Here is a 24,846-nt window from a genome sequence, read left to right as displayed (position 1 = left end):
AGCGTGAGAACTTGTACCAGCAGCACTCCACGAAACGCCGTATTGGTCTCTTAGTCGTTCTTATGCTGATTATCGCCGTCTGTTCGGCGCCGTTTCAGCACTTCGCGGAATTCCCGAACCGGCTCCGCGTATTCCAGGGACAATCGGTATCCTTGCATTACGCGATGCCGGTTCATGCCCGCGCAAGCTTGAATCCACAGGTGGCGGCGGTGAACGGCAGCGACGATGCCTCCGTGCAGGTGGATCTGAGACGGCCGTTATCCATTCAACCCAAAGCCAGCGGCGTGACGAATCTGAAGCTCAAGCTGTTCGGGAAAATTCCCTTCAAGACGGTTCGCCTTCAGGTGATCCCGGATTTGCGGGTGATTCCCGGCGGGCAGACGATCGGCGTCAAAGTCAAATCCGCAGGGATTATGGTCGTTGGGCATCATCTGGTACAAACGAAGGATAACGCCAAGGTATCTCCAGGTGAAGAGGCCAAGCTCCGACTGGGGGACCTTATTGTGGAGATCAACGGAAAAAGGTGCGACGATATTTCAAAAATCGCGACGTATTCCGAAACGGCCGGCCGCAACGGAGAAACCTTGAAGCTGACGGTGCAGCGGGGCAAGACAAGATTCAAAACGATCATTCGTCCCGCTTACGATTCGGAAGATAATGCGTGGAGATTGGGGCTCTATATTCGCGATTCGGCTGCCGGTGTAGGGACGTTAACCTTCTATGCTCCCGATCAGGGCGTGTACGGAGCTTTAGGGCACGTCATTACCGATATGGACACGCAAACGCCGATCGTCGTCGGCAGCGGTGAAATTCTGCAATCAAGCGTATCCTCGATCAACAAAAGTCAAAGCGGCGAGCCAGGGGAGAAACGGGCCCATTTTCTTAAAGAAGGACGTACGTTGGGCAGTGTAGAGCGCAATACTTCATTCGGCATCTTCGGCAAGATGAGCCAGCTCCCGGAGCATTCCTTTCGTTCAGAACCGATGTCGGTTGCATTCGCGGAGGAAGTCAAGGAAGGACCGGCGCATATCCTGACAGTCGTAGATAAGCAAAAGGTCGAGAAGTTCGATATCGAAATTGTGCATGTGTCCAAGCAATCCTCGCCCGCAACTAAAGGCATGGTCATTAAAATTACCGATCCCAAGCTTCTAGAACGAACCGGCGGAATTGTGCAGGGAATGAGCGGCAGTCCGATTATTCAGAACGGAAAACTGGTCGGCGCCGTCACTCATGTATTCGTTAACGATCCTTCGTCCGGCTATGGCTGCTTTATTGAATGGATGCTGCAGGATGCGGGAATTATGCTAAATCCCGAACAAACGACTTCTAAGGCGGTTTAACGCCTTAGATTTTGTTTATTCGGTCGAAGAGACGCCTTTGTCGAAAATATACGAATTCGATCAACATTTGACGTGTTGTGACACAAATATTTTATTATATTCGATTTTCAATAAAAAATAAAGATTTTTTTATTCCTGAGAAGGAATTCGCTACGGAGATGTCGAAAACGGTTAAGCAGAGAAACGGTGAGCGTTTTTCGTCAAATTATTCTCGCACAGAGAAAGGGAGGACCAGACATTGCCACGTATTGAAGTGTTCTTAGCAGACGACAACCGAGAATTCACGAATTTGTTATCAGAGTACATCCAAGAGCAGGATGATATGACGGTCATCGGTGTGGCGTACAACGGAGAAGAGGTCATCCGTCAGCTGGAAGAAACACGCAGGGTACCCGATGTCATGATCCTTGATATTATTATGCCGCATCTGGACGGACTTGGCGTCCTGGAGAAGCTGCGGGATATGAACTTATCGCCCATGCCCAAAATCATTATGCTCACAGCTTTCGGACAAGAGAACATTACGCAGCGTGCGGTACAACTAGGCGCTTCTTATTACATACTCAAGCCGTTCGATATGGATGTTCTGGCTAATCGGATTCGCCAGCTTGCGGGCAACCCCGCCGCTGCGGCCGTTACGACTTCCTCGCTGGTCGGCGGCAGCCGTTCCAATGTCGTACAGATTGGCAAGCCAAAAAATCTGGATGCCAACATAACGAGCATTATCCACGAGATCGGCGTACCTGCACATATTAAAGGCTACCAATATTTGCGCGAGGCCATCACGATGGTGTACAACAACATCGAAATTCTGGGCGCCATCACCAAGACTCTGTATCCCGCGATTGCCGAGAAGTTCAAAACGACGCCAAGCCGCGTCGAACGCGCAATCCGTCACGCGATCGAGGTTGCCTGGACGCGCGGCAATATCGATAGCATCAGCCATCTGTTCGGTTACACGATCAACATCGCGAAGTCGAAGCCGACGAACTCGGAGTTCATCGCGATGGTGGCGGACAAGCTTCGGATTGAGCATAAGGTGAGCTGAACCATACTGTTAAAAGGTAATGTTGTTTATTGGAAGCCAACTAATTAGTGGATTAGATTGCTACTGAATTATTATCATTAAACCAACAAACGTCACAAATCTATTGGTTGCAAAACTACCAATAGAGGAGTGACGTTTTCTATGACTGATTTTGGAGCGCACAACTTCATAAATATGACGATAAGCCTAAAGAACTACTCATAATTATCCGATAGAGACTGTATGGAACGGAAGTATTTCCCTATCGAGGTCATGTGATGATTATTAATACGAATGTTTTAGCTATGAATGCAGGCAATAACCTGCGAATAAACAACGATAAGAAATCTAAGTCGATGGAAAAGCTATCGTCTGGATTAAGAATCAATAGAGCGGCTGATGATGCGGCTGGCTTGACGATCTCAGAAAAGATGAGGGGACAAATAAGAGGACTACATCAAGCATCTAGAAATATCCAAGACGGAATTTCACTTGTTCAAACGGCTGAGAGTGGCTTTCAAGGAATTACTGACATTATCCAACGTCAAAAGGAACTTATTATTAAAGGCATGAACGGTACATATTCAGATAATGATAGAAAAGCTATTGATTTAGAAATTAGCCAGCTTAATGATGCAATTGAATCGATTGCAGAAGGCACATCGTTTAATACGATCAACCTATTAGCGAGAGATGATTATCAAATATTCGCAGATCGTTCTAGTCAGAATGTCGAACATACAACATCAGGACCATTTTCTCCAACGACAACTAATTATGAAAGTAAGACACATTTTTGGCCAATAGGATCGCCTGAAACTCCTAAAACGGTTACAGCCTCTTCTACAGTTACAACCATTAAAGACGATAGTAATATTACAAGTACGATCACATCGATAATATTGCCTAACGGAGAAGGGGGTTATAATTTATATTCGGAGTCCGAACAGGTTCATACAGAAACAACGATAACAACTGAATCTACACATGAACAGGTTCTTGTGACCGACCCACGATACAAAGAACCTGATGTAAAATATAACACGCCCGATAACGTATTTTTTCAAACAAAACTTATTCCAAATGGGACGTTTGTTGGACAATACCCCGATTTTGGAGGGGCGGAAGACCGCTTTACATACATCGAAATAGAAGGTGCGAACTATACGCTTGCAGACTTCACGTTAATGGGTTTTAGTGAAACTGCAAACGGTGTCAGGGCTACTTATCAAAAAGATGGTATTGAGATTGAGAAGAGTTTCATTGCCGATTCCATATCCTTCACAGCACAATTTACGATTCATAATAATTCGGGAATAGACAATAGAGATATACGAATTGGTACAGCTTTTAAGCCACAATACGATGGTAATTATTCATTGGCTTCAAGTGCAGGGGTTCCAACTGATGGAACTGCATCAAGTGCTCAGATTCCTGATTCTGGGACTGCATTCGAGATCACAAATGATCTGGTTGATTATGAGTTTTCTTTCCTTACTGGAGCGAACTACTTAAAGCCAGATACTGTTGTGACGAAAGGTTCTCAATTGACAAGCGATAGCTCCCTTACGCATCCAATCGTACCTTCCTGGAGTCGTGTAGGCTTAAATAACGGAGAAACGATGGAGTTCGGTATTCGATTAAGTAATTTCATCTTCAAAATGGATGTTTATCGTGATACGGATATGACAACAGAAACGATTGATCAAATTGATGTAACTGTTACAACGGATATTAAGGACATTGATTATGCCGCAGCAGCAGTTAGTATCCAGACCGGTGATAAAACAGGTGATATGATTAAAATTCCTTTGTTCGATGCAAGAAGTTCGGCGTTGGGAATATCTTCAATGGGCGTGTCGTCTTACGAGAATGCCAAGCAATCACTAGTAAAGCTTGATAGCGCCCTAAATACGGTTCTAACCTATCGTTCTGTTTACGGTGCGTATCAAAATCGGCTAGAACACACGATGAACAACGTTACGAATTACTCAGAGAATTTAACGGCAGCAGAATCAAGGATCAGAGATACAGACATGGCGAAGGAAATGATGGAGTTAACACGTAGTCAAATCCTTACGGAAGCGGGACAGGCAATGTTAGCCCAAGCTAATACAACACCACAAAGTGTTTTGAAGTTGCTTGGATAGGCTGATAATGAACAGTAATTGGAAGCCGTGAAGGAATATCTCCGCACGGCTTTCAATTGCGTCAAATATGAGCCAGAGACATTGGATCGCCTCCTTCTCGCAAATATTTGACAGCCATATAGTGTCTTAAGGTGTGCGGTGATACCCGCGGGCCATTAGAACAAGCGTCATGCAAAAATCATGACGACCAGTGTACACTCGTCGATTCGGGGCAGATAGAGACCTCAACACATTAATCGAATCCATTGGGTGGAAACGATCCATATGGAGGTTGCCGCGCTATTTTCATCCTGGCATGGGAACAACGATGAGTTATCATAAAGAATTATTCAGTAAGTCAGGAAAGCAGACAAGAATTCGTCATTGAAGGCAATGGTGAACCAGAGAATTGGGTAAAAGAATTGATTCAGCGGCAGTTCTTATGATTTATACTTTGTACTTTGCGTGACATCGTCCAGCGCTGGCATATATCGAAAGGAATATTGAGAATGAATAATCGACTAATCAAGATTCAAGCACTGAAATACGACAATCAACTTCATTATGAATGGGATACCACACTTCTTGAAAGGGCTGATGCCCATATCTTCGTTCTCGGCCACCGTGGAAGAAAACTGAAGCATTACACCAAAGGACAAGTGTTCACCGTAGAGAACTGGACGATTGAGTTCTTTCCTTTCGACGCTTGGTTTACTGTAAGTGCGGATATCATCGATGGAAAAATCACCCAGTATTACTGCAATATTTGCCAACCGGCACAGCTCGATAATAATATAGTGACGTTTCTTGATATGGATATCGACTTAGTCTATAAAAACGGCAGTTGGAATGTTGTTGATGAAGACGAATTCTCCGTTAACGCAACTAAGTTTTCGTATCCGTCGGACCTAGTCAGGAGGGTTATTCATGAGCAGCAGAGCCTTGAGCAACGAATCGAACAAAAGCGATTTCCTTTTGACGGAGCCATTGATCGATTTATCAATGTTCTTCCACCGGGAGGATGAACATGATAATAAGGAAAGCAAGAGCAGAAGATATTGAATCGTTAATCAGGATGAGGTACGAATCTACGCTGGAGCATCAACCAGAAGTAAATCAAGAATACGAACGATTTGCATCGGAATGCCAAGCATTTCTCGATGAGGCAATCCGTAGTGACCGTTGGCATCTTTGGGTTGCTGAAGTAAACGGCATCATAGTTTCGCATGTCTATATTCAACCGCTGAGAATAAGTTCGAATTCATTATTGTATGGCCAAGCGATGAGAGCAGAGAATTCTATTCGCGTAACGGATACAAGTTATGTAACGATCCAATGGAACTTCATTTGTAGTTTTTGATCGTTAAGATCTACACGATTAACATCACGAGGTCGGAGCCGACGAACTCGGAGTTTATCGCGATGGCGGCGGGTAAGCTGCGTATTGATCGTAGGGCGAGTTGAACGTAAGCGTGGTGCGGGTTTTCCGGGTTCAGTATAGCGCAAGTAAGTGGTCAAAGGAGACGTTTTCTCTTCGGAGGAGGCGTTTTTTTGTAACTTTGCGCCGTATTGTATCGTTATACTTAACAGCAATGTTGAGGGGGTTCGATTGTGAGACGCTACATAATTGTAATTGCGGCATTACTCGTCCTGACCGCGTGTAGTAACGATAAAGAAGCGGAGCCCGCGCCGAAGCCATCCGCCACAAAAGTCGTAGCCGAACCAGAGAAATCTGCGTCGCCTTCGGAAGAAGCGCAGGAATCTACGGAACCGTCCGAGTCGTACGACTGGTCGACCGTCGAGGTAACGGAGGAGCGCGTGAGGAAGGCGCTGGAGGGCAACGTTGGGGCCGCATACGCCATTTCAGTCAAAGACGAAACGTTCCGAGAAATTGCAATGTCCTCCGACACGAAGGGAGCGTACATAGAGATCACGGTCAATCCGGGAATGTTCGCGGACGAAAAGGATTTCGTTAGGCGCGCAGGCGGATCACTTCTCGCGTATTCGAAAATACTCTACTCTAACCCCGAAGTGTATGAAGTTTCTGTTAACGTGCTGATCGATAATGTCGGAGGGGGCGAAAACGAAGGCGTTTATCTATCGTGGCAACGTGAACAGGCGAAAGACATCGATTACGACGCAGTACTCGACAATTTGTTCGAAGACTATACGATTCCGTACCAACTAGCGCGGAAGTATTCGATTCAAACGGATCTGTACGATAAGTTGCCCGAATTTGACTTGCCGAAGAGTAACAACCTATAACGGATAAATATCGGACACTCATCGCTCGTACGGTGGCTAGTGTCCGTTCGTTTTTTATAGGCTTTGACTGGAATGACTTTATTGCAGCCGGAATTTGATTCGGTTTTACTACGGCCCCCAGCATTGTGTTAAAATCATGTATAACAGAAATTCAAAACGGGACCGAACCGTCCGGTCCAGCTATGCATATTGTGCGATACTCCCTGTTCATTTTAAATAGAACTCTTTGGGACAGTTGTGACAATAGATATCCGTTGACGACGAACTAATGACGAGGAGAATAAATATGAGGAAACCTGACGAAATACGGGAAAAGATCATAGTCCATGCCTTGCATCTGTTTAATACACGGGGCATCGCGCAGACATCGATTCAGGATATCATGCAGGCTACCGGATTACCCAAAGGGGCGATATACCGCCGATTCGAGACCAAGGAAGCGATTGTACTGGCCACCTTCGAGAGAGCGGGACAAATTTTGCAGGAGTTTTTCGTTCAGGCGGAGCGAGAAGGGACGACCGCTCTTGGCAAGCTCCTGAAAATCTCGGCGATTTATCAGGATGCTGTAGACAATCCTCCGATTCCTGGCGGTTGTCCATTGCTGAATATGGCGGTGGAGAGTGATGGAGTATTTCCCGAACTTCAACAGAAGGCGGCTATTGCTTACGGCGGCATGGTCCTGTTCGTGCAGTCCATCATCGAGCAGGGCATTCGAAATGGGGAGTTTCGTTCGGACACGGACGCCTCCGATATGGCGTCCTTCCTGATCGATTCAATGGAGGGAGCCATCATGGCGAGCCGTCTAACGGGTAGTAACGATCCCATTCATCGGAATATGAAGTATATGGAGAGATTGCTGAGAAGCTGTATGATCCAGCAAATTGATTAAAAGAGTTTATGATGAAGCGACGAGCAGCATCCCACTTAAAGGATGTTGCTTTTTCATTTTCATAGGTTCACAAAACATCCACAAAAAAGTGACTGGCGAAGGGAAATAATCTAAGGTACAATCATTTACAAGGAACGGACCGGACGGTCCGGTCCTAAATTTTACAGTCAGGAGATGGAGAGCTTGAAAATCCAAGTGGTATTGTTTGACGGTTTCGATATGTTGGATGTGATCGCGCCGTTCGAAGTGTTGGGAGGTGCCTCGATACTGGCCCTCGGGGAAGCTTCCGTCCAATTCGTATCCGCGGAAGGTAGAGGAAAAGTACAAAGCGGGATGTATAGGGTGGAGCTTGAAGCTACGGGACAGCTGGATCCGAATGAAGCGGGAATTATCGTGATTCCGGGAGGAGCCGGAGATATGCAAGGGGACGGACCCGGTTCTATCCTTGCGTATCTGAAACAAGCTTCGGAATCAGCGCTGAAGCCCTTGATGCAACAAGCGATGGACAACCCCGAAGTTATCGTGGCGACGGTGTGCGGCGGTTCGACGGTTCTTGGCATGATGGGTCTTCTGCAGGGCAGACACGCGGTCACCCACCATCTTGGAATCGATACCCTTCCTGCCTTGGGAGCCATTCCCGTTCGCGCTCGAGTCGTAGATGATGGAAATTTGGTGTCAAGCGGCGGCGTTACCTCGGGGATCGATCTTGCAATGTACTTGGCGGAACGAATTTGGGGCTCCCCTATTTCCACCGAATTGGAAAGCGTCTTTGAGCACGAACGTCGAGGCACCGTTTGGAAGAGGGAAGAGGCAAGGTCGGTTGCAGGTCTACCACTTGCCTCAGGAGATCGGTAGCAGCCAGTAGGAGCCGTGAGGGCAAAAGCCTTCACGGCTTTTTCATGCGGCATGCTTCTTGAATGAAAAGGTGCATACAGCAGAGGACCGCTCCTCCGATGTCTTGAGGAGCGGTCCGCCGTTGGCCCTATTAAACCTTAATATCTTTGACGTGGTGCAGCAATTCCTCCGCCATGATTGCGAGAGCTTGGGAGGACGACGTAATTTCCTCCATCGTGGCGAGCTGTTGCTCGGTTGCGGCTGATACGCTGACGGCTCCAGAGGCTGTTTCCTCGGCGACCTCCCATACCCCTTGAAGGGATTCGGCCAGCCTGTTCGTATCGTCGGACATTTGCTGGGAGGCCGTGGAGACGGATTGAATCTGGAGAGTAACGGCATCGACGGCTTGTTGGATGCTGGTGAAGGACTCGCCTGCGGCGGACACGGCAATGATCCCTTCATGCACGACAGCATTTCCTTCATGTACGGATCGCACCGTGCGCCGGGTGTCTTCCTGAATAGCCTTGACCAGCACGGCAATCTGCTGGCTGGAATTCGTGGATTGCTCAGCCAGCTTGCGAACCTCCGAGGAGACGACGGCGAATCCGCGTCCGGCCTCGCCTGCGCGTGCGGCTTCGATAGCGGCGTTCAATGCGAGAAGATTGGTTTGTTGAGCAATGTCGGCAATAATCTCGACAATATTGCCGATTTCGTTGGAGCGGGAGCCAAGAACGTTAACGCTGTCTTCAATCGTCTGGACGGTTGCCTGAATTTCACCCATTTGCCTCACGACCGACTGAACAGCGGTTGTGCCGGCTTCCGCCGTCTGCGACGCGGCAAGCGATTGCTCCGAGACTTGCAGCGCGCTTTGCGCGATGTGGCTCGCCTCCAGAGACATGTTGTTGACGAACGAGATGCTCTCCCGAACGGCATTGATCTGCTGTTCGGAGCCGCCTGCAACCTGCTCGATAATCTCTACAACCTGCTCGGTGGCTTTGGTCGTCTGCTCCGCTCCGGCGGTTAGCTGCTCGGAGGAGGCGGCGACCTGGAGCGCATTTTGCGATACCTGCCGGATGATTTTGCGCAGATTGTCGGTCATCAGCATGAAGGAATTCGCCAGGCTGCCGATTTCGTCGCGGCTTTTCACCTGAACATGCTCACCGGTCAAATCGCCTTGCGCGATCCGCTCGGCGAAGGCCGTTATTTTTCTAATCGGCGAACTGAGCTTCCTGCTAATAACGGCAGCGATCAGAATTCCCGCGACAATCGCGATTGCAGCAATAATCAGCACGGTACGAAGCGCTTGCTCGGCACTGGCGGCTGTAGATTCGGAGCTTGTCATCAAGAGCTGCTCCTGCATCTCGATATAACGGTCGGCCGTCTGCATGAACTTCTCGATAATCGGCTCGTTTTTGGAGGCCAAGCCCATATAATCGTCCGTTTTGTTCAGTTTCTTGAACTCGATCATTTGTTCGACGTTGCTTGTATAGCTTTGCTGGAGCAGATCGAGTCCTTGCAGCAGCAGCCAATCGTCGCGGTCCGTCGTCGCCGCTTGCAATTGCCGGCTGACATTCCTGTAGTCTCGGACGGCTTGCCGATAGGTCTCGATCTCGGCTTCATCGTTCAAGAACAAGAAGTTGGAGATGCTCAGATTCTCGCTTTTGATAGCCAGGCTCAGATCCTTGACCTGACTGACCGCAAATGCGCGATCCTGAAGAAGGCTCTGATAGGTGTTCCGCATGGTGCTGATCTGGTTGTAATTGATCGCTGCAATAATCAGCAGCAGCAATAGAATCGAGGCGAACCCGCCGTATAGTTTTTTGCTGATCGTCAGTTTCATGAGCGTTAGTCCTTCCGCCTAGGAGAGGGCTTCTGCGAAAATCTCTTCCGCGCCGTCCCGAAATTGTTGTGCTGCCTCGTCCGGCGTGATCTGCCCGCTCAGCATTTGATTCCTAACCTTGGTGAACAGCGTATTCACGCTTGTTGACGTTAATGGAACGGGGGGATCGATCGGGCTTGCGTGCTTCTCCACGTATTCCATGTATTTGTACTGCTCTTTATCGTTTTCCTCCATTGCGCCTAGAAGGTGCTCGCGAACCTTCGCCGAGGCGGGCACGCCGCGCTCCCCCATCAGAACACCGTTCGCCTCCAGATTGTTGAAGAAGAAGTCAACGAACAACGCAGCTTCATCCGCAACTTTGGTATAAGCGGATATGGTGAAGTACATGGAAGGCTTAACGTAATTCCCTTCCTTTCCTCCTTTGAATGCCGGGAGCGGGATGAGACGAAGGGGCTGGTTCATCAGCTTGCTTGAGCTCACCACGTTGTTGCTGGCCATAGTCTGGAACGCCGCCAGCTTATTGACCAGAAGAGAATCCTTGTCTGACGAGCGTGTTTTCAGCGAATCCGGACTTGCCATCAGACCCTCGTCGATCAGCCGCTTCTCCAGCTTGAAGAAATCGCTCAAAATCTGGTTGTCGTCGTAGCCGAGCGATTGGCCGTCGACCGAGTAGAAGCTTGCGCCGCGTTGTCTCAGATAATAGGAGAAATCGAGCGCCCCTGAGCCCAGCGGAATAAATTCCGGATTTCCGATCTTCTGCTTCAGCTCGCGCGCCGTCCGGACAAAATCCTCGTAGGTATAACCCTCAGCCGGCAGGGCGACTCCAGTCTGGGCGAAAATTTCCGGGTTGTACACCATGCTGGGCGCGTTAATACCCGTGACGATGCCGTACAGCCGGTTGTCGATTTGCCCGGAAGCGAGCGAGCTCTCATCCAGATTGCTGATATCGAGCTTGCCGGAAGCCGCCAACTCGTCCAGAGGCAGAAGCAGTCGGCGTTTGGCGTATTCGTCGATAAACTTGTAGTCCATTTGGTACACGTCGGGCATATTTTGATCGGCCGCATTCATAGCCAGTTGCGTCCAGTAATCGCTGTTAGGCGCATCCGTCGGCTCGATTTTGATGTGCGGATATTGCTGTTCGAACATTCGGATAACTTCCAGCGTTCTCTCCCTTCTTCCGTCATTGCCCCACCAAGCGACTTTGAGCACTTTCTGCGTAACCTCGGCTTCGTCCTGGCTGACCGCGGCCTCTTGCTTGCTGCACGCGGTGCCGACCAGCAGCAAAGCGGAGATTAAGCTTAATAGCGATATTGTGACTCTCCATGATGCTTTCACTGTTTTCCCTCCTGTTGTTGTAAGGCGACCTTATGTTTGGCACTTATTTACTTATCGGTACCTTTTTCCTATTTTAAATAGGTATTTTGGTACCTAATAGGCGAAAAAAGGGGATATTTTCAAAAAAAGAAATTAGAGAACGGTTTCATAAGGTTAGATTTCGGTTTCGGATTGACGAACAGCAGAGGCGATTAGGGAAACGCTCATCCATCCCAACGGAAGAAGACGAACCCGTACAATAGAAGAACAGGCTCGGTAAGCGTTTTCCAGGTTCGCGATTGAGCGGACTGACATCACAGGGGGGATTTCATGAAGCCGGTTATTCAAGATCGACCAGGCTATGCGGCGATCAAACGCAGCCGATTATCGGAGCGGTATCGATTGTTCTGGTATGCGTCGCCGCTGCTGTTGCTTATTTTCGTGTTCAGTTACTTGCCTCTTTACGGATGGATCTATGCCTTCTTTAATGTGCGTCCAGGGTTTTCGCTGTTCAGCTCGGAGTTCGTGGGGCTAAAGTGGTTCCGATCGCTGGTCGCCAATCCGACCCAGACGACGGAAGTCATGCGCGTCATGAAGAATACGATGGCGATGAGCTTGCTGGGAATTGTTACCTCGGTTTTCCCGGTCATCTTCGCCATTCTGCTGTCCGAGCTCAGATCGGTCAAGTTCAAGAAGTGGGTTCAGATTCTAACCACGCTGCCGAACTTCATCAGCTGGGTTCTCGTGTTCTCGATTGCGTTCATGCTGTTGTCCGTTGACAACGGAATCATTAACAAGCTGCTGATCGACTTCGGCTTCCAGGACAAGGGCATTAACTTCCTGGCCTCGGATAGTCACATCTGGCTCAAGATGACACTATGGGCTCTTTGGAAAGGGCTCGGATGGGGCGCGATTCTGTACATTGCCGCGATCACCTCGATCGATCAGGAGCTGTACGATGCGGCGAAGGTCGACGGAGCGGGAAGATTCCGGTTGATGTGGCACATTACGGTGCCGGGCGTCATGTCGACTTACTTCGTTCTGCTGCTTCTGTCGATTGCCAACTTCATTAATAACGGACTGGAGCAATACTACGTCTTCCAGAATCCGATCAACAAAAATTCGATTGAGGTGCTAGACCTCTACGTGTACAATATCGGGTTGCTCGGCTCCAACTTCTCGTTCGCGACGGCGATCAGCATGCTGAAGTCCATCATCAGCGTAGCGCTGCTGTTCTTCGCGAACCGACTGTCGAAGCTGGTGCGCGGCGAATCCATTATCTGACCGGGAGGGATAATCAACGATGCTATTCAAGCGAACCAAAGGCGATGTGGTATTCAGTGTGTTCAACTACGCGTTCTTTATCTTGTTCACTCTCATATGCGTCTTTCCATTCTATTACTTGTTCATACAGACGATCAGCAACAACGATCTGAGCGCCCGCGGGCTCGTAACCTGGTTTCCCAGAGACCTGCACTTCTCGAACTATCTCAAGGTATTGGAAATCAAAGGCCTGTCTCAAGCGGCACTCGTGTCTGTAGGAAGAACGGTCATCGGGACGGCGCTGACCGTTGTCGGCTCGGCGTTCCTCGGCTATCTGTTCACCAAAAAGAAAATGTGGGGGAGAAGCTTCTGGTACCGCTTCGTCGTTGTGACGATGTACTTCAATGCGGGGATTATCCCGTGGTACATCATCATGATGAACCTGCAAATGACGAACAACTTTCTGGCTTATATTCTGCCTTCTATCGTTTCGCCGTTTTACGTGATTCTGATCAAGACCTTTATCGAATCCCTGCCCGAAGCGCTGCAGGAGTCGGCCGAGCTTGACGGGGCGGGAACGATGACGCTGTTCACGAAGATTGTCTTCCCGCTCATCACTCCGATTGCGGCGACAACGGCCATCTTCTCCGCAGTCGCGCAATGGAACTCTTTTATCGATACCGTCTTTTTGATGACCGAACCCAAATATCACACGCTTCAGTACGTCTTGCTGAAATACCTCAACGAATCGAATTCCCTTGCGGCGATCATCCGATCTCAAGGCACCGCGAACGTCGATTTGACGAATATGCAGACTCCGACATCCATACGAACGACGGTTTCTATGATTGTCGTTCTGCCGATTCTGTTCGTATATCCGTTCTTCCAGCGTTATTTCGTCAAGGGCATTATGATCGGCGCGGTCAAAGGCTAATGGTAGAAGCTCGATATTCCATTAAGGAGGTGGTGCCTACACTCAGGCACAGACAGGCCAATCTATGGCATTCAGCAGTATAATTAAAAGGGAGGCACAAACGCGTGGCATCGATGAGAAAAACGGTATTTATTCTTCTTTCGGTCATTCTGGCCGTATCGCTGGCGGCATGCTCGTCCAACAACAATAAACCGGAGGCATCCTCCTCCGCGCCGGCATCGTCCGGCGGCGCAAGCTCCCCGGAGGCGACTCCGGATCGGGAAGAGATTACGCTGGACGCTTTTTCCTTGACGTCCAACTTCAGCGGCGAGCAACCGGGCTGGTTCGCTAAGCTTGTCAAAGACAAGTTCAACATCAAGCTGAATATTATTTCTCCGCAGCTTGAAGGAAGCGACGCGAAGTTCAGCGCGCAGATGGCTGCGGGCAACCTGGGCGATATCGTCATCTTCGGCGGCGCCGATCAGAAGTGGCTGGACGCCATCAAGGCGGGCATGCTGCTCGATTGGACGAAAGACGACCTGCTCAACAAATATGGTCAGAACATTCTCAAATACGCGCCGAAGTCGATCGAGAAAAACAAGGTCAATTACGGCGATGGCAAGAGCGTCTACGGCATCGGCTTCGATGTAGGCCCCGACCAGGAGGGTCCTTCCGAGGCGAAGGAGCTTAACGGGCACCCGAACCTGCGTTGGGATCTGTACGAAAAGCTGGGTCGTCCGGAGATCAATACGATGGAAGACTACCTGCCTGTCCTCAAGCAAATGCAGGAGCTGGAGCCGAAGAGCGACTCCGGTCGTCCGACCTACGCTTTCTCGATGTGGGGCGATTGGGACGGCAACATGATGATGCATACGAAGGCCTGGGCTACGCTGATGGGCTTCGAAGAAGGCGACGGATTCAACCCTGGCGGATTTACGCTCATCTCCGCGGACAAGGATGAGGTTCAAGGCATTCTGGACGAGGACGGCCTGTACTTGCGGGCGCTGAAGCTGTACTTCGACGCGAACCAAATGGGGCTGGTCGATCCGGACTCCCTGACGCAGAAATTCGATGACGCGCAGAACAAAATGAAGGACGGTCAAGTGCTGTTCTCCATGTTCTCCTGGCAGGACGACGTGTACCGCACGCCTGAGCGTCTGGAGCAAGGAAAAGGCTTCCAGATCGTGCCGTTCAAGGAAGAGCGCAACTTCTCCAACGGCTTCAACCCTTACGGCGGAGACCGCTTCTGGGCGATCGGCTCCAAGACGAAGCACCCTGAGCGCGTCATGGAATTCATCGACTGGATGTATTCTCCGGCAGGCTACATGGCTTCCAACTACGGTCCTGAAGGCATGGTGTACGAGCTGAAAGACGGCAAGCCGGTATTGACCGAGCTCGGTCAGCAAGCCTTGCCGGCGAACGATACGCCGATTCCGGACGAATTCGGCGGCGGCAACTGGAAGGATGGACGCAACCAATTGCTGAACTCCTTCAAGTTCACATCGGTTAACCCGGACAATGGCGAGCCTTACGACTATCAACTGTGGTCCTCCGAATTGGCCAAGCCGACCAATAAGGTGGATGACAGCTGGAGCAAGGCAATGGATGCGACTTCTCCGCGCGATTACCTGGAGAAGCACAACATGCTGGCGGTTCAAAAGCCGATTTTCACGGGTACGGCGCCAGCGGTCATCTCCGATGACCTGGAGCAGAAGAGAGGCCAGATCGCGCCTGTTATTCGCGAGTACTCCTGGAAGATCATCTTCGCCAAGGATCAAGCGGAGTTCGACAAGCTGAAGAAGGAAATGATCGACAAGGCCAAAGGACTGGGCTACGACGAAGTTCTTGCCTTCAATATCGAGCAAAACAAAAAAGTGTTCGAGTACCGCAAAAACAGCTAATTCCACGCTGAGCAGGGGTATGGAAGACGTCGTTACCGGGCGCTCTTCCATGCCCTTTCTGTTCGCTTAAGCAATCGGGACGAAATTCGCCGTATTTTCATGTTCCGCGAGGGCGAACGAACTGGTAACATGAAAGTGTAAGCGATTTAACGGAAAGGGGCATCCGCGTTGTCCATATTGAGATTTATTCACAAGATGCCTCATCCGTTCAAGCAGGGTACGCTGAGGCGCACTCTGGTCATTTATTTGTTGATCGCCTGCTTGTTTCCGCCGCTTTTGTTTTCGGGATTCACCTATTCCTCATTGCATTCCATTCTTACGCACAAAATTCGGGCCGGTATCGACGCCAGCCTGAAGCAGGAAGCGACGGGGTTCGAGAACGTGCTGAACAATCTGGACTTCGTGTCCAAGCAATTCGCGTTGGACGGACAAACCGCCGAAAGAGTCAACGAATATTTGAATTCGACGAAGGTGTCCGAGAAAGCCGAAATTATGAAAGATATCGAAGCAAGCCTTAACGTCGTCAATTTCACGAATCCGAATCTCGGATTAACGGTTTATTATAATCCCGAAGCGATAAACCCGATCTTGTTCATGAATCTGGCCGTAACTCCGGATTTCGGCGTTTCCAAGCTGCCGCCGTTCGTCCGATATAACGGAGCGGTCTATTTCGGGCCGCATCGGACCCAATACAAGAACAGCACGAACATCGTCGTTTCCTCGCTGCGCGAGGTCCGGACGAACGGGGAGCAGCCCGTCTATATTTATCTCGAAACGAATTACAATCTATTTCGGGAGATTATGAACAGCCAGCTCTACGGCATGCAAGTGTCCCATTATTTGATTAACGAGAGCGGGGAAGCCTTCTTCGCGGATAACGGAGCGGCGCCCTTCGCCCCCTCCTCGCTTCGCTGGGAGATGGCCGCATCGGGGAACCAGCTTCATGAAGGGTATTATTTGTTCGGCTACGAGAGTCCGCAAGGCTGGAGGCTGGTCACGGCGGTCGACAAGGATGTCTTCAATCATGAAATCAATGTGTGGATGTGGCGCATGGGCGTGCTCTTCCTCGTCTCCTTCGCTTTCGCGATCGTGCTTGCGATGCTGATCTGGATGAAGGTATACGGATCGCTGCGCAGGGTGAATCGCGAGATCGTTCGCATGACGGGGGAGCGCGAGGCTCCTGTCAGCCTCACCCGGGTTGAGGAGTTCGACCAGCTCCTGCGCAATTTCCAGGTGATGAAGACCACGATAAACGAATTGATCGTCGAAGTCTCGGACAACGAGCGCATGAAAGGCAAGCTGGAGATGGAGAAGCTGCTCAGCCAGATCAATCCTCACTTCCTGCACAACACGCTCAATACGGCGCAGTGGCTCGCACGCTCGAACAACCAGGACGATATTGACAGGCTCCTGACGCTGCTCGTCCAATTGCTGCACTATAATATGGGCAAGCAAAGTCTTATCGTAACGGTTCGGGACGAGCTGGAGGCGCTGAAGAAATACATAGAGCTGCAGGGCTTCCGTTACGAGGACGAGCTGGACTTCCATATCGATGTCGACGAGAAAGCCTTGCATATACCGATTCCGCGATTTCTGCTCCAGCCGCTTGTCGAGAACGCCATCTATCACGGCAAGAACGAGGAGCACGGACATATTCGCATTTCGATTCGCCTGCTGCCTCGAGGCAAGCTTAGGCTGCAGGTTAAGGACAACGGTCCCGGAATAGACGAGGAAACCGTAAAGAGGCTGATCGGCGTCGCCGGCGATCGCCCGATTCTGGGCATGGGAATCGGCTTGAAATATGTGCGCAGCCTGCTCGCCCGCTATTACGGCAGCGAGGATTTGCTCATCATCGACAGCAAGCCGGGAGAAGGAACGATATTGTCTGTCGATATTCCGCTCGACATTAAGGAGGAACGCTATGATCAACGCCTTAGTGGTTGATGACGAGAAGCTCGTCCGCAAAGGATTTCTGGCGATGGCCGATTGGCAAGCCTATGATATTCAGTTCGTTGGCGAAGCGAAGGACGGACACTCGGCGCTCACGATGCTGGACAAGCATGACGTTGATCTTCTATTCGTAGACATCAGCATGCCGGGAATGTCGGGCTTCGAGCTGATGGAACAGGTTCGAACCCGACATCCTCAGATTCGGTCCGTCGTGCTTACCTGCCATCACGAATTCGACTACGTGCAGGAGGCGCTGCGGCTTGGCGCGATCGATTATATTGTAAAGACGCTGCTTAATCGCAACAACGTCGATGAAACGCTTGGAAGAATTATGAAACGGCTCTCCTGGGAAATGAGGGACGCGCGCGAATCCCCTGTGCAGAATTCGGCTTCCGGAGGAACGGAGCGGGGCTTTGCCGGAGCAGCGGTATTTTGCTCGTTCGGCAGGCCGCCGCGCAAGGAGGCGCTGCTGGAAGGATTGCCGGACGGCTGGAGGCCGGTTCCGCTGGCGGATTCGGTCTGGATGGCTCCGCTAAGCGGCGGGACTTCCGAGGGTTGGATCAGGGAGCTGCCCGCGACGCTAACGGACGAATGGATGCCGCTGCATGTACTCGCTTCGTCGGAATACGCGATGACGGACGCCAAGTCGGCAATCTCCCGGGAGGCCAGCTCCTTGCTGTTCTATTGGCATAAGCCGGAGCCGCCGGGCGGCGTGCAGCTGGAGGCGCTCCTTGCGGAAGAGGAAGCGGGGAGCTCGCATAACGAGGAGGCGCGCAAGCTTCTGCTCGAACTGGAAAATATGAGGTGGCCGTTCTACGGAACGGAGTGGAAGCGGTTGATCGATCGAATCGAAGAAGCGCGGCCGGAGCCGCATCGGTTGCTGGATACGGTGGAGAGGATTGCCGACGACTGGCGCCATTATTTCGATTGGGACCCGGACAGCCTGGAACGATGGCGTCCGGAGCGTGATCCCCAGTCCTGGAAGCAGGTCAAAGGCTGGCTATCTGACATGGCGGCGGACGTGCAGCGCCGGATGGTGGAGCAATCGTTGTCCCGCGAAGTAGCGGTGTGCCTGCTTCAGGCGATGATCTACATGAAGCGCAATGCATGCACAGAGCTTAATCAGAATGCCGTCGCCCATCATGTCGGCATGAGCCGCAGCTATTTCAGTCAGTGCTACAAGAAGTTTACGGGATTTTCCTTCGGCGATACGCTAAGGCAAATGAGAATCGAGCAAGCGAAAGCGATGCTGCTGCAAACCGATCTTTCGGTCTACGAGATTTCCAGCCGTATCGGCTTCGAGGACGACAAGCACTTCAGCAGAGTATTCCGCGAGCGCGTCGGGTATTATCCGACGGAGTTCCGGTTACGGGGAGACACGGGGAGGTAGGCGGGCATGAGAACGGCTAAGAAGCTTCGATTAGGTCTTTGCGTCTGTGCGTTAGTGCTGCTCTCTTCGCTTGCCGCGAGCTGCATGGATTCCGGTCCTCGCGCCGAGCTTGCGGAGACGGAGGAAGCGCCTTACGCTCCGTATGATCCGCCGATCCAAATGCGAATCGCCTATTCCTATTCGGACATTCAGCTGCCTGCGGGGGATTTGAAGGACGACAATTTTCTCACGAGATACGTCAAAGACAAAACCGGAATCAGCGTCAAGTACGAGTGGGAGGCCAGCGGAGACGAGCAATACAAAAGCAAGCTGGACCTGGCGATTCGCAGCAACGATCTTCCCGACGTCTTCATTGTCAACCGGGAGCAGTTCCGAACGCTGATAGAGCGCGAGATGATTCAGGATCTACAGCAGGACTATGAGGCTTACGCTTCTGAGTTAGTCCGGTCGTTCTATGATGCGACGCGAGGAAATGCGCTGAAGGAGGCTTCGGTCAACGACAAGCTTTACGGTCTTCCGAACGTGGCGATCGAAGCGGATGCGCCGACTTACCTGTGGATCAGGCAGGATTGGCTGGACAAGCTGAATTTGTCGCCGCCCCGTTCGCTGGACGATCTGGAGAAGGTTGCGAAGGCGTTCATGGAGCGCGATCCCGACGGCAACGGCAAAGCGGATACGGTCGGCATTCCCGTCGACAACCTGATCGTCTATGCCGACAAAACCGGGGTGCACGGCCTAAACTCCGTTTTCTCCGCTCATCATGCCTTCCCGACAAGCTGGATTCGCGACGGAAATGGCGAAATCGCTTACGGCTCGGTGCTTCCGGAGGCGAAGAACGCGCTGGCCCGGATCGCGTCATGGTACGAGGAGGGCATTATCGATAACGATTTTGTGCTGCGCAAGGATATCTACGACATCGTCGAGCTGAACCGCACGGGGATTGTATTCGGGCCTTGGTGGAGCCCTTTCTGGCCGTTGTCGGGAGCGGTGGCGAAGGATACGAAGGCCGACTGGAAGGTGTATGCGGCCCCGGTCGACGCCAACGGCCTGTTCGTGACGAACGGGTCTCCGGTGACGGACCGCTACCTGGTCGTGCGCAAGGGTTATGCCCACCCCGAGGCGGCGATCAAGATGCTGAACTTCCTAACCCGGATCGAACGCAATCAGGACCCGAACAAGGACGAGGTCCGCAAGCTTCACTCCATTACGGCGCAACTGGGCGTGCAGATCCGCAACTATTATCCGTTCGATCTGCTGCTGGATTATCCCGATGCGATCGAGCAGCGCTACGATAAGCTCATGCTTGTGCTGCAAGGCGAGCTAGATCCCGAAGCTCTGGATGTGGAGACGGCTTCCATCTATCAGGATATTCGCATGGAGAAGGAATCTCCCTTGAAGAACATGGAGGCTTGGAGCAAGTCTCAAGCGTATTTGCTGGGGGGAGAGGTCAGCAAGCTGCCCAAGGTCAAAAAGGAGAGTCTGTTCTACGGAAGAACTCCGACGATGGAGGACAAGTGGGCCGCTTTGCAGCAGCTGGAGCATGAAACCTATTTAAAAATCATTACAGGGGAGCTTCCCATCGACGCTTTCGACACATTCGTCAGTCAGTGGCGGCAAGAGGGCGGGGACGCCATTACGCGCGAGGTGGCCGAGGCTGTGGCGGGAGAGAAATAAATCGGGCTGTCTGGAGCTTGCAGACGCGGCATCGCCGCTTCTGCAAGCTCTTTTTGCGCTGCGGCGGGAAAACGGTTCGAACCGGTAAGAAATTCGTTTAATGATCCGCGACGATTGTCGACAAGCGGCAGTCGCTTTTCCCTCTCTTGAAGGCGAAGGCCTGAACTAAAATGAAAGCGTAATCAAAGATAGAACCTACTGACAGGAGACAGATGGATGAATGAACCCGTAGCCGATTATGCTGCCGCGAAGCAAGCCCGAACAAAGCCGGGGCGGAGATTGTCGAACAAGTACAAGCTATTCTGGATGGCGTTCCCGTTCCTTGTGCTGACTTTTGTTTTTTTCTACTTGCCGATTAGCGGATGGATTTACGCCTTCTACGATTACACGCCGGGCATTCCTCTGAGCGACACGGCTTTCGTAGGCTTCAAATGGTTCAAATCGATTGCCCAGAATCCGACGCAGCTCGACGAGGTGCTACGCGTGATGGAGAATACGGTCGCCATGAGCGTGCTGGGGATCGTCACCTCGGTGTTTCCCGTCGCTTTCGCCATTCTGCTGTCGGAGATTCGCGTGCCCTGGTTCCGCAAGATCGTGCAGACGTTGACGACGATTCCGAACTTCATCAGCTGGATTCTCGTGTTTTCCCTTGCCTTCGCGCTGTTCTCCGTTGACAACGGCATCATCAATTCGATTCTGATCAAGCTGGGTTTGATTGAAGAAGGCATTAATTTCCTGGCGACGAACGACAACGTATGGCTGTCCATGATCGCTTGGTACTGGTGGAAATCGTTGGGCTGGGGAGCGATTTTATATTTGGCGGCCATTACCGGAATCGATCAAGAGCTGTACGAGGCGGCGGACGTGGATGGCGCAAGCCGGTTCCGCAAAATCTGGCATATAACCGTTCCGGGGATTTTACCTACCTTTTTCGTTCTGCTGATTCTGTCCATCGGCAACTTCATCAATAACGGCATGGAGCAGTACTTCGCCTTCCAGAATCCGATGAACAAGGACACGATCGAAGTGCTGGATTTGTACGTGTACAATATCGCCTTCGCCAACAACTTCCCGTTCGCTACCGCAGTCAGCATGCTCAAATCGGTCATTAGCGTCATGCTGCTGTTTATGGCCAATGGCATGTCGAAGCTCGTTCGGGGCGAAAGCATTATCTGACGGAGGGGATTTCATGCGCAAGAGAAAATCAAAATCCGGGGAGCTCGTCTTCCAGGTCATCAATTATGCTTTCTTTGCCCTGTTCACGTTGACCTGCGTCTTCCCGTTCTATTATTTGTTCATTAACACGATCAGCTCCAACGATCTGAGCTCGGCCGGCTATGTAACCTTCTTCCCGAAAGAAATTCACTTCGATAATTACATGAATGTACTGCAGATAGACGGGCTGGCTCATGCGGCTTACGTCTCAATCTATCGCACGGTGGCGGGAACGCTGCTGACGGTCGGAGCGTCGGCTTTTCTCGGTTATTTGTTCACCAAACAGGAGATGTGGCTGCGCAAGGTGTGGTATCGCTTGATTATTATCACGATGTATTTCAGCGCCGGGCTGATCCCTTGGTACATTACGATGAATAACCTTGGCTTGACGAACAATTACTTGGCTTACATTTTGCCGACGATCATCGCACCCTTCAATATCATTCTCGTCAAAACGTTCATAGAGGCGCTGCCTCCTTCTCTGGAGGAATCGGCTGCGCTTGACGGGGCGGGCTACACCCGCGTATTCGTCAGCATTATCGTGCCTCTGATTACGCCGATTCTGGCGACGATTACGATCTTCTCGGCGGTAAGCCAGTGGAATTCGTTCATCGACACCGCCTTCCTTATGACAGACACGAAGTATTATACGCTGCAATTTCTGCTCTGGCGTTACTTGAACGAATCGACGTCTCTGGCCGCCCTGATTCGGAATTCGACGGATATGGCCGCCAGCCTGCAGCACATGCAGACGCCGACCTCGGTCAGAATGACCGTAACGATGATCGTCATGCTGCCGATTCTTATCGTCTACCCGTTCTTCCAGCGCTTCTTCGTGAAGGGTATTCTGATCGGCGCCGTGAAGGGCTGAGCAGAGACGACGAGCCGGGAGAGGCGGACGACGGCTACCGGTTGTCCCCCCAACAGGGGTTAACGAATATAGGTTCATTAAAGGGAGGCACTTACACAAATGAGATTAAGAAGATGGCTCATTCTCTCGCTCGCAATCGCCGTTGTATTCGTGACGGCCGCTTGCAGCAAAAACGGAGGCAATGCCGCGGAAAGCTCGCCGTCCGCAACCGCTCCGGCTCAAACGAAGGAGGCGGAATCCGCGACTCCGTCCCCGTCCGATGACGGGCTGGATCGTTCGCAAACGCTGAAGCTTACCGTGTTCTCGACGACTGCGAATTACGCGGGACCGCAGATCGGTTGGTTCGCCAAGGCAATCAAGGATAAATTCAATATCGAGCTGGACATCGTCGCCTCCAACCTGACGGGCGGTGATACGAAAATCGCGGCGCTGATGGCTTCAGGCAATCTTGGGGACGTCATCATCTGGGGCGATGACAAAAACCATTACCCGAACGCGATCAAAGGCGGCCTGCTGCTTGACCTGACGAAGGACGGCCTGCTGGATACCTACGGCAAGGATATTATTTCCACCTATCCGAAAGCGATTGAGAAAGCGAAGATTTCGTTCGGCGGAGGCTCCTCGGTATACGGTATCGGCAACAACGTTGCCAGCAATCCGTCGGGACCTTCCGAGGGCCGGGATATGACATGGGGACCCGATCTTCGCTGGGATTTGTACCAAAAGGCAGGCGCTCCGGAAATGAATTCGCCAGCGGATTATTTACCGGTGCTGAAGCAGATGCAGGAGCTTGAGCCGAAAAACGCGCAAGGCAAGAAGACGTATGCGTTCTCGCTCTGGTCGGACTGGGACGGCAACTACAAGATGACGCTGGCCAAGCAGTTCGCCAACATGTACGGCTACGACGAAATTGTAGACACGGCGCTGTACGTCAAAGCCGACGAAGACAAGTACTACGATTTCCTCTCCGATGACAGCTGGTACATGAAATCCTTGAAGCTGTACTTCGATGCGAACCAAATGGGACTGGTCGATCCGGATTCCATTACGCAGAAATTCGAAGACGTCGTAGCCAAATACAAGGACGGCCGCCTGCTGTTCTCCTGGTTCCCTTGGCTCGGCGCCCAGAACTACAACACGGCGGAAAACATCGCCGCAGGCAAAGCGTTCGCTACCGTGCCGTTTAAGGAAGAAGTCATGTACTCGACAGGATTTAACGTATACGGAGGCAACGGCATTATTTCGATCGGCGCCAAGGCCAAGGAGCCGAAGCGCATCATGGAATTCATCAACTGGATGTACACGCCGGAAGGCGCCATGCTGTCGGCGGGAGGCGGAACGGCCGTTCCGAACGGACCGAAGGGGCTGACTTGGGATTTAGACGCGGAGGGCAAGCCATTCATTACGGACTTCGGCCTCCAGGCTTATGCGGACCAGCAAAATACGAAGGTTCCCGAGGAGCACGGGGGCGGAGATTACTACTATGGCGCCAATCAGATGAATTTCTCGTTCGTCATACCGGCCGAGGTCAACCCTGAGACGGGCGAGCCATACGACCACAATCTGTGGCAGTCGTCCATCAAGCGCAATCCGAACCCGATCGAGAGCAGCTGGAGGGAGAAGTACGGCGCGCTGACGGCCAAGGAATATTTCGTCAAGAATAACAAAATTGCGGTTGCGCCGCAAGGCTTTACGGGCAAAGAGCCGCTCACGATGGACAAAACGCTGGAGCAGAAGAACAAGCTGATCGGCACGGTCATTCAGCAATATTCCTGGAAGATGGTATTCGCCAAGGACGAAGGGCAATACAACAAGTTGAAGCAGGAGATGCTGGACAAGGTAAAAGGCTTGGGCTATGACGAGCTTATGGCTTTCTCTATCAAGAAAGCCGAGGAGCTGTTCGAAGCCCGTAAGAGCGTGAAATAGGCAGTCCGATTGAATAAAGGCGGTCCGGCAAAGGAAGTGCAGCTTCCGTCGTGCCGGATCGCCTTCGTTCGACCATTGGACGGTAAATTATGGTATACTACCGAC

The 24,846-nt window shown here is 51.4% G+C and carries 19 protein-coding genes and 1 pseudogene; 18 read left to right on the top strand and 2 right to left on the bottom strand.

The genetic code is table 11. From position 1 onward, the window contains the following. Window positions 1-11 precede the first annotated feature (11 nt). From spoIVB to ACFO1S_RS04105, 9 genes and pseudogenes are all read left to right on the top strand, one after another. The gene (spoIVB, locus tag ACFO1S_RS04145; protein ID WP_204604403.1) at window positions 12-1,340 is read left to right on the top strand and encodes a SpoIVB peptidase; all 1,329 of its coding nucleotides are present in this window, start codon (window positions 12-14) and stop codon (window positions 1,338-1,340) included. 238 nt (window positions 1,341-1,578) lie between these two features. Next, a complete protein-coding gene (gene spo0A / locus ACFO1S_RS04140; protein ID WP_204604402.1) occupies window positions 1,579-2,388 on the top strand; it encodes a sporulation transcription factor Spo0A in 810 nt (269 codons plus the stop codon). 257 nt (window positions 2,389-2,645) lie between these two features. Continuing rightward, window positions 2,646-4,517 carry a flagellin N-terminal helical domain-containing protein gene (locus ACFO1S_RS04135; protein WP_378126313.1) on the top strand — a complete coding sequence of 624 codons (1,872 nt, stop codon included), beginning with the start codon at window positions 2,646-2,648 and terminating at the stop codon, window positions 4,515-4,517. Between the two features lie 488 nt (window positions 4,518-5,005). Next, window positions 5,006-5,521 carry a DUF402 domain-containing protein gene (locus ACFO1S_RS04130; RefSeq protein ID WP_204604401.1) on the top strand — a complete coding sequence of 172 codons (516 nt, stop codon included), beginning with the start codon at window positions 5,006-5,008 and terminating at the stop codon, window positions 5,519-5,521. Between the two features lie 2 nt (window positions 5,522-5,523). After that, window positions 5,524-5,856: a GNAT family N-acetyltransferase gene (locus ACFO1S_RS04125; protein ID WP_378126312.1), complete on the top strand. Its 333-nt coding sequence runs from the start codon at window positions 5,524-5,526 to the stop codon at window positions 5,854-5,856. Between the two features lie 11 nt (window positions 5,857-5,867). After that, window positions 5,868-5,960, top strand: a pseudogene (locus tag ACFO1S_RS04120) (sporulation transcription factor Spo0A); the annotation flags it as partial. A 147-nt stretch (window positions 5,961-6,107) separates the two neighbouring features. Then, window positions 6,108-6,761 (top strand): lipoprotein, encoded by a 654-nt coding sequence (locus tag ACFO1S_RS04115; RefSeq protein WP_204604400.1) that lies wholly within the window; start codon window positions 6,108-6,110, stop codon window positions 6,759-6,761. A 286-nt stretch (window positions 6,762-7,047) separates the two neighbouring features. Continuing rightward, window positions 7,048-7,650, top strand: a complete 603-nt coding sequence (locus ACFO1S_RS04110; protein WP_204604399.1) for a TetR/AcrR family transcriptional regulator — start codon at window positions 7,048-7,050, stop codon at window positions 7,648-7,650. A gap of 183 nt (window positions 7,651-7,833) precedes the next feature. Then, window positions 7,834-8,505: a DJ-1/PfpI family protein gene (locus ACFO1S_RS04105; RefSeq protein WP_204604398.1), complete on the top strand. Its 672-nt coding sequence runs from the start codon at window positions 7,834-7,836 to the stop codon at window positions 8,503-8,505. A gap of 130 nt (window positions 8,506-8,635) precedes the next feature. Here ACFO1S_RS04105 and ACFO1S_RS04100 read toward each other — a convergent pair whose 3' ends face one another. Together ACFO1S_RS04100 and ACFO1S_RS04095 are read right to left on the bottom strand one after the other, a co-directional pair. Next, window positions 8,636-10,324 (bottom strand): methyl-accepting chemotaxis protein, encoded by a 1,689-nt coding sequence (locus ACFO1S_RS04100; RefSeq protein ID WP_204604397.1) that lies wholly within the window; start codon window positions 10,322-10,324, stop codon window positions 8,636-8,638. Window positions 10,325-10,342: 18 nt separating this feature from the next. Continuing rightward, the gene (locus tag ACFO1S_RS04095) at window positions 10,343-11,659 is read right to left on the bottom strand and encodes an ABC transporter substrate-binding protein (protein ID WP_204604396.1); all 1,317 of its coding nucleotides are present in this window, start codon (window positions 11,657-11,659) and stop codon (window positions 10,343-10,345) included. A 309-nt stretch (window positions 11,660-11,968) separates the two neighbouring features. Here ACFO1S_RS04095 and ACFO1S_RS04090 point away from each other — a divergent pair, with 309 nt between their 5' ends. The 9 genes from ACFO1S_RS04090 to ACFO1S_RS04050 all read left to right on the top strand — a co-directional run bounded on the left by ACFO1S_RS04090 (window position 11,969) and on the right by ACFO1S_RS04050 (window position 24,741). Beyond that, the gene (locus ACFO1S_RS04090) at window positions 11,969-12,922 is read left to right on the top strand and encodes an ABC transporter permease (RefSeq protein WP_204604395.1); all 954 of its coding nucleotides are present in this window, start codon (window positions 11,969-11,971) and stop codon (window positions 12,920-12,922) included. Window positions 12,923-12,941: 19 nt separating this feature from the next. Continuing rightward, a complete protein-coding gene (locus ACFO1S_RS04085; protein WP_204604394.1) occupies window positions 12,942-13,835 on the top strand; it encodes a carbohydrate ABC transporter permease in 894 nt (297 codons plus the stop codon). A gap of 113 nt (window positions 13,836-13,948) precedes the next feature. Beyond that, window positions 13,949-15,715 (top strand): extracellular solute-binding protein, encoded by a 1,767-nt coding sequence (locus ACFO1S_RS04080; protein WP_204604482.1) that lies wholly within the window; start codon window positions 13,949-13,951, stop codon window positions 15,713-15,715. Between the two features lie 168 nt (window positions 15,716-15,883). Next, window positions 15,884-17,659 (top strand): sensor histidine kinase, encoded by a 1,776-nt coding sequence (locus ACFO1S_RS04075; protein WP_204604393.1) that lies wholly within the window; start codon window positions 15,884-15,886, stop codon window positions 17,657-17,659. Then, window positions 17,637-19,055: a response regulator gene (locus ACFO1S_RS04070; RefSeq protein ID WP_204604392.1), complete on the top strand. Its 1,419-nt coding sequence runs from the start codon at window positions 17,637-17,639 to the stop codon at window positions 19,053-19,055. Before ACFO1S_RS04075 ends, ACFO1S_RS04070 begins: the two co-directional genes overlap by 23 nt. Window positions 19,056-19,061: 6 nt before the next feature. After that, window positions 19,062-20,729 (top strand): extracellular solute-binding protein, encoded by a 1,668-nt coding sequence (locus tag ACFO1S_RS04065; RefSeq protein WP_204604391.1) that lies wholly within the window; start codon window positions 19,062-19,064, stop codon window positions 20,727-20,729. Between the two features lie 216 nt (window positions 20,730-20,945). Beyond that, a complete protein-coding gene (locus tag ACFO1S_RS04060; protein ID WP_378126311.1) occupies window positions 20,946-21,905 on the top strand; it encodes an ABC transporter permease in 960 nt (319 codons plus the stop codon). A gap of 13 nt (window positions 21,906-21,918) precedes the next feature. After that, window positions 21,919-22,815 carry a carbohydrate ABC transporter permease gene (locus ACFO1S_RS04055; RefSeq protein WP_204604390.1) on the top strand — a complete coding sequence of 299 codons (897 nt, stop codon included), beginning with the start codon at window positions 21,919-21,921 and terminating at the stop codon, window positions 22,813-22,815. A 99-nt stretch (window positions 22,816-22,914) separates the two neighbouring features. Then, on the top strand, window positions 22,915-24,741 hold the full coding sequence (locus tag ACFO1S_RS04050; RefSeq protein ID WP_204604389.1) for a type 2 periplasmic-binding domain-containing protein: 1,827 nt from the start codon (window positions 22,915-22,917) through the stop codon (window positions 24,739-24,741). The last annotated feature ends 105 nt before the right edge of the window (window positions 24,742-24,846 follow it).

This window comes from Cohnella boryungensis (assembly GCF_042651945.1).
GTDB classification, from domain to species: domain Bacteria; phylum Bacillota; class Bacilli; order Paenibacillales; family Paenibacillaceae; genus Cohnella; species Cohnella boryungensis.
The sequence above is the reverse complement of the archived record's forward strand: the minus strand, read 5'-3'. Positions and strand labels throughout refer to the sequence as shown.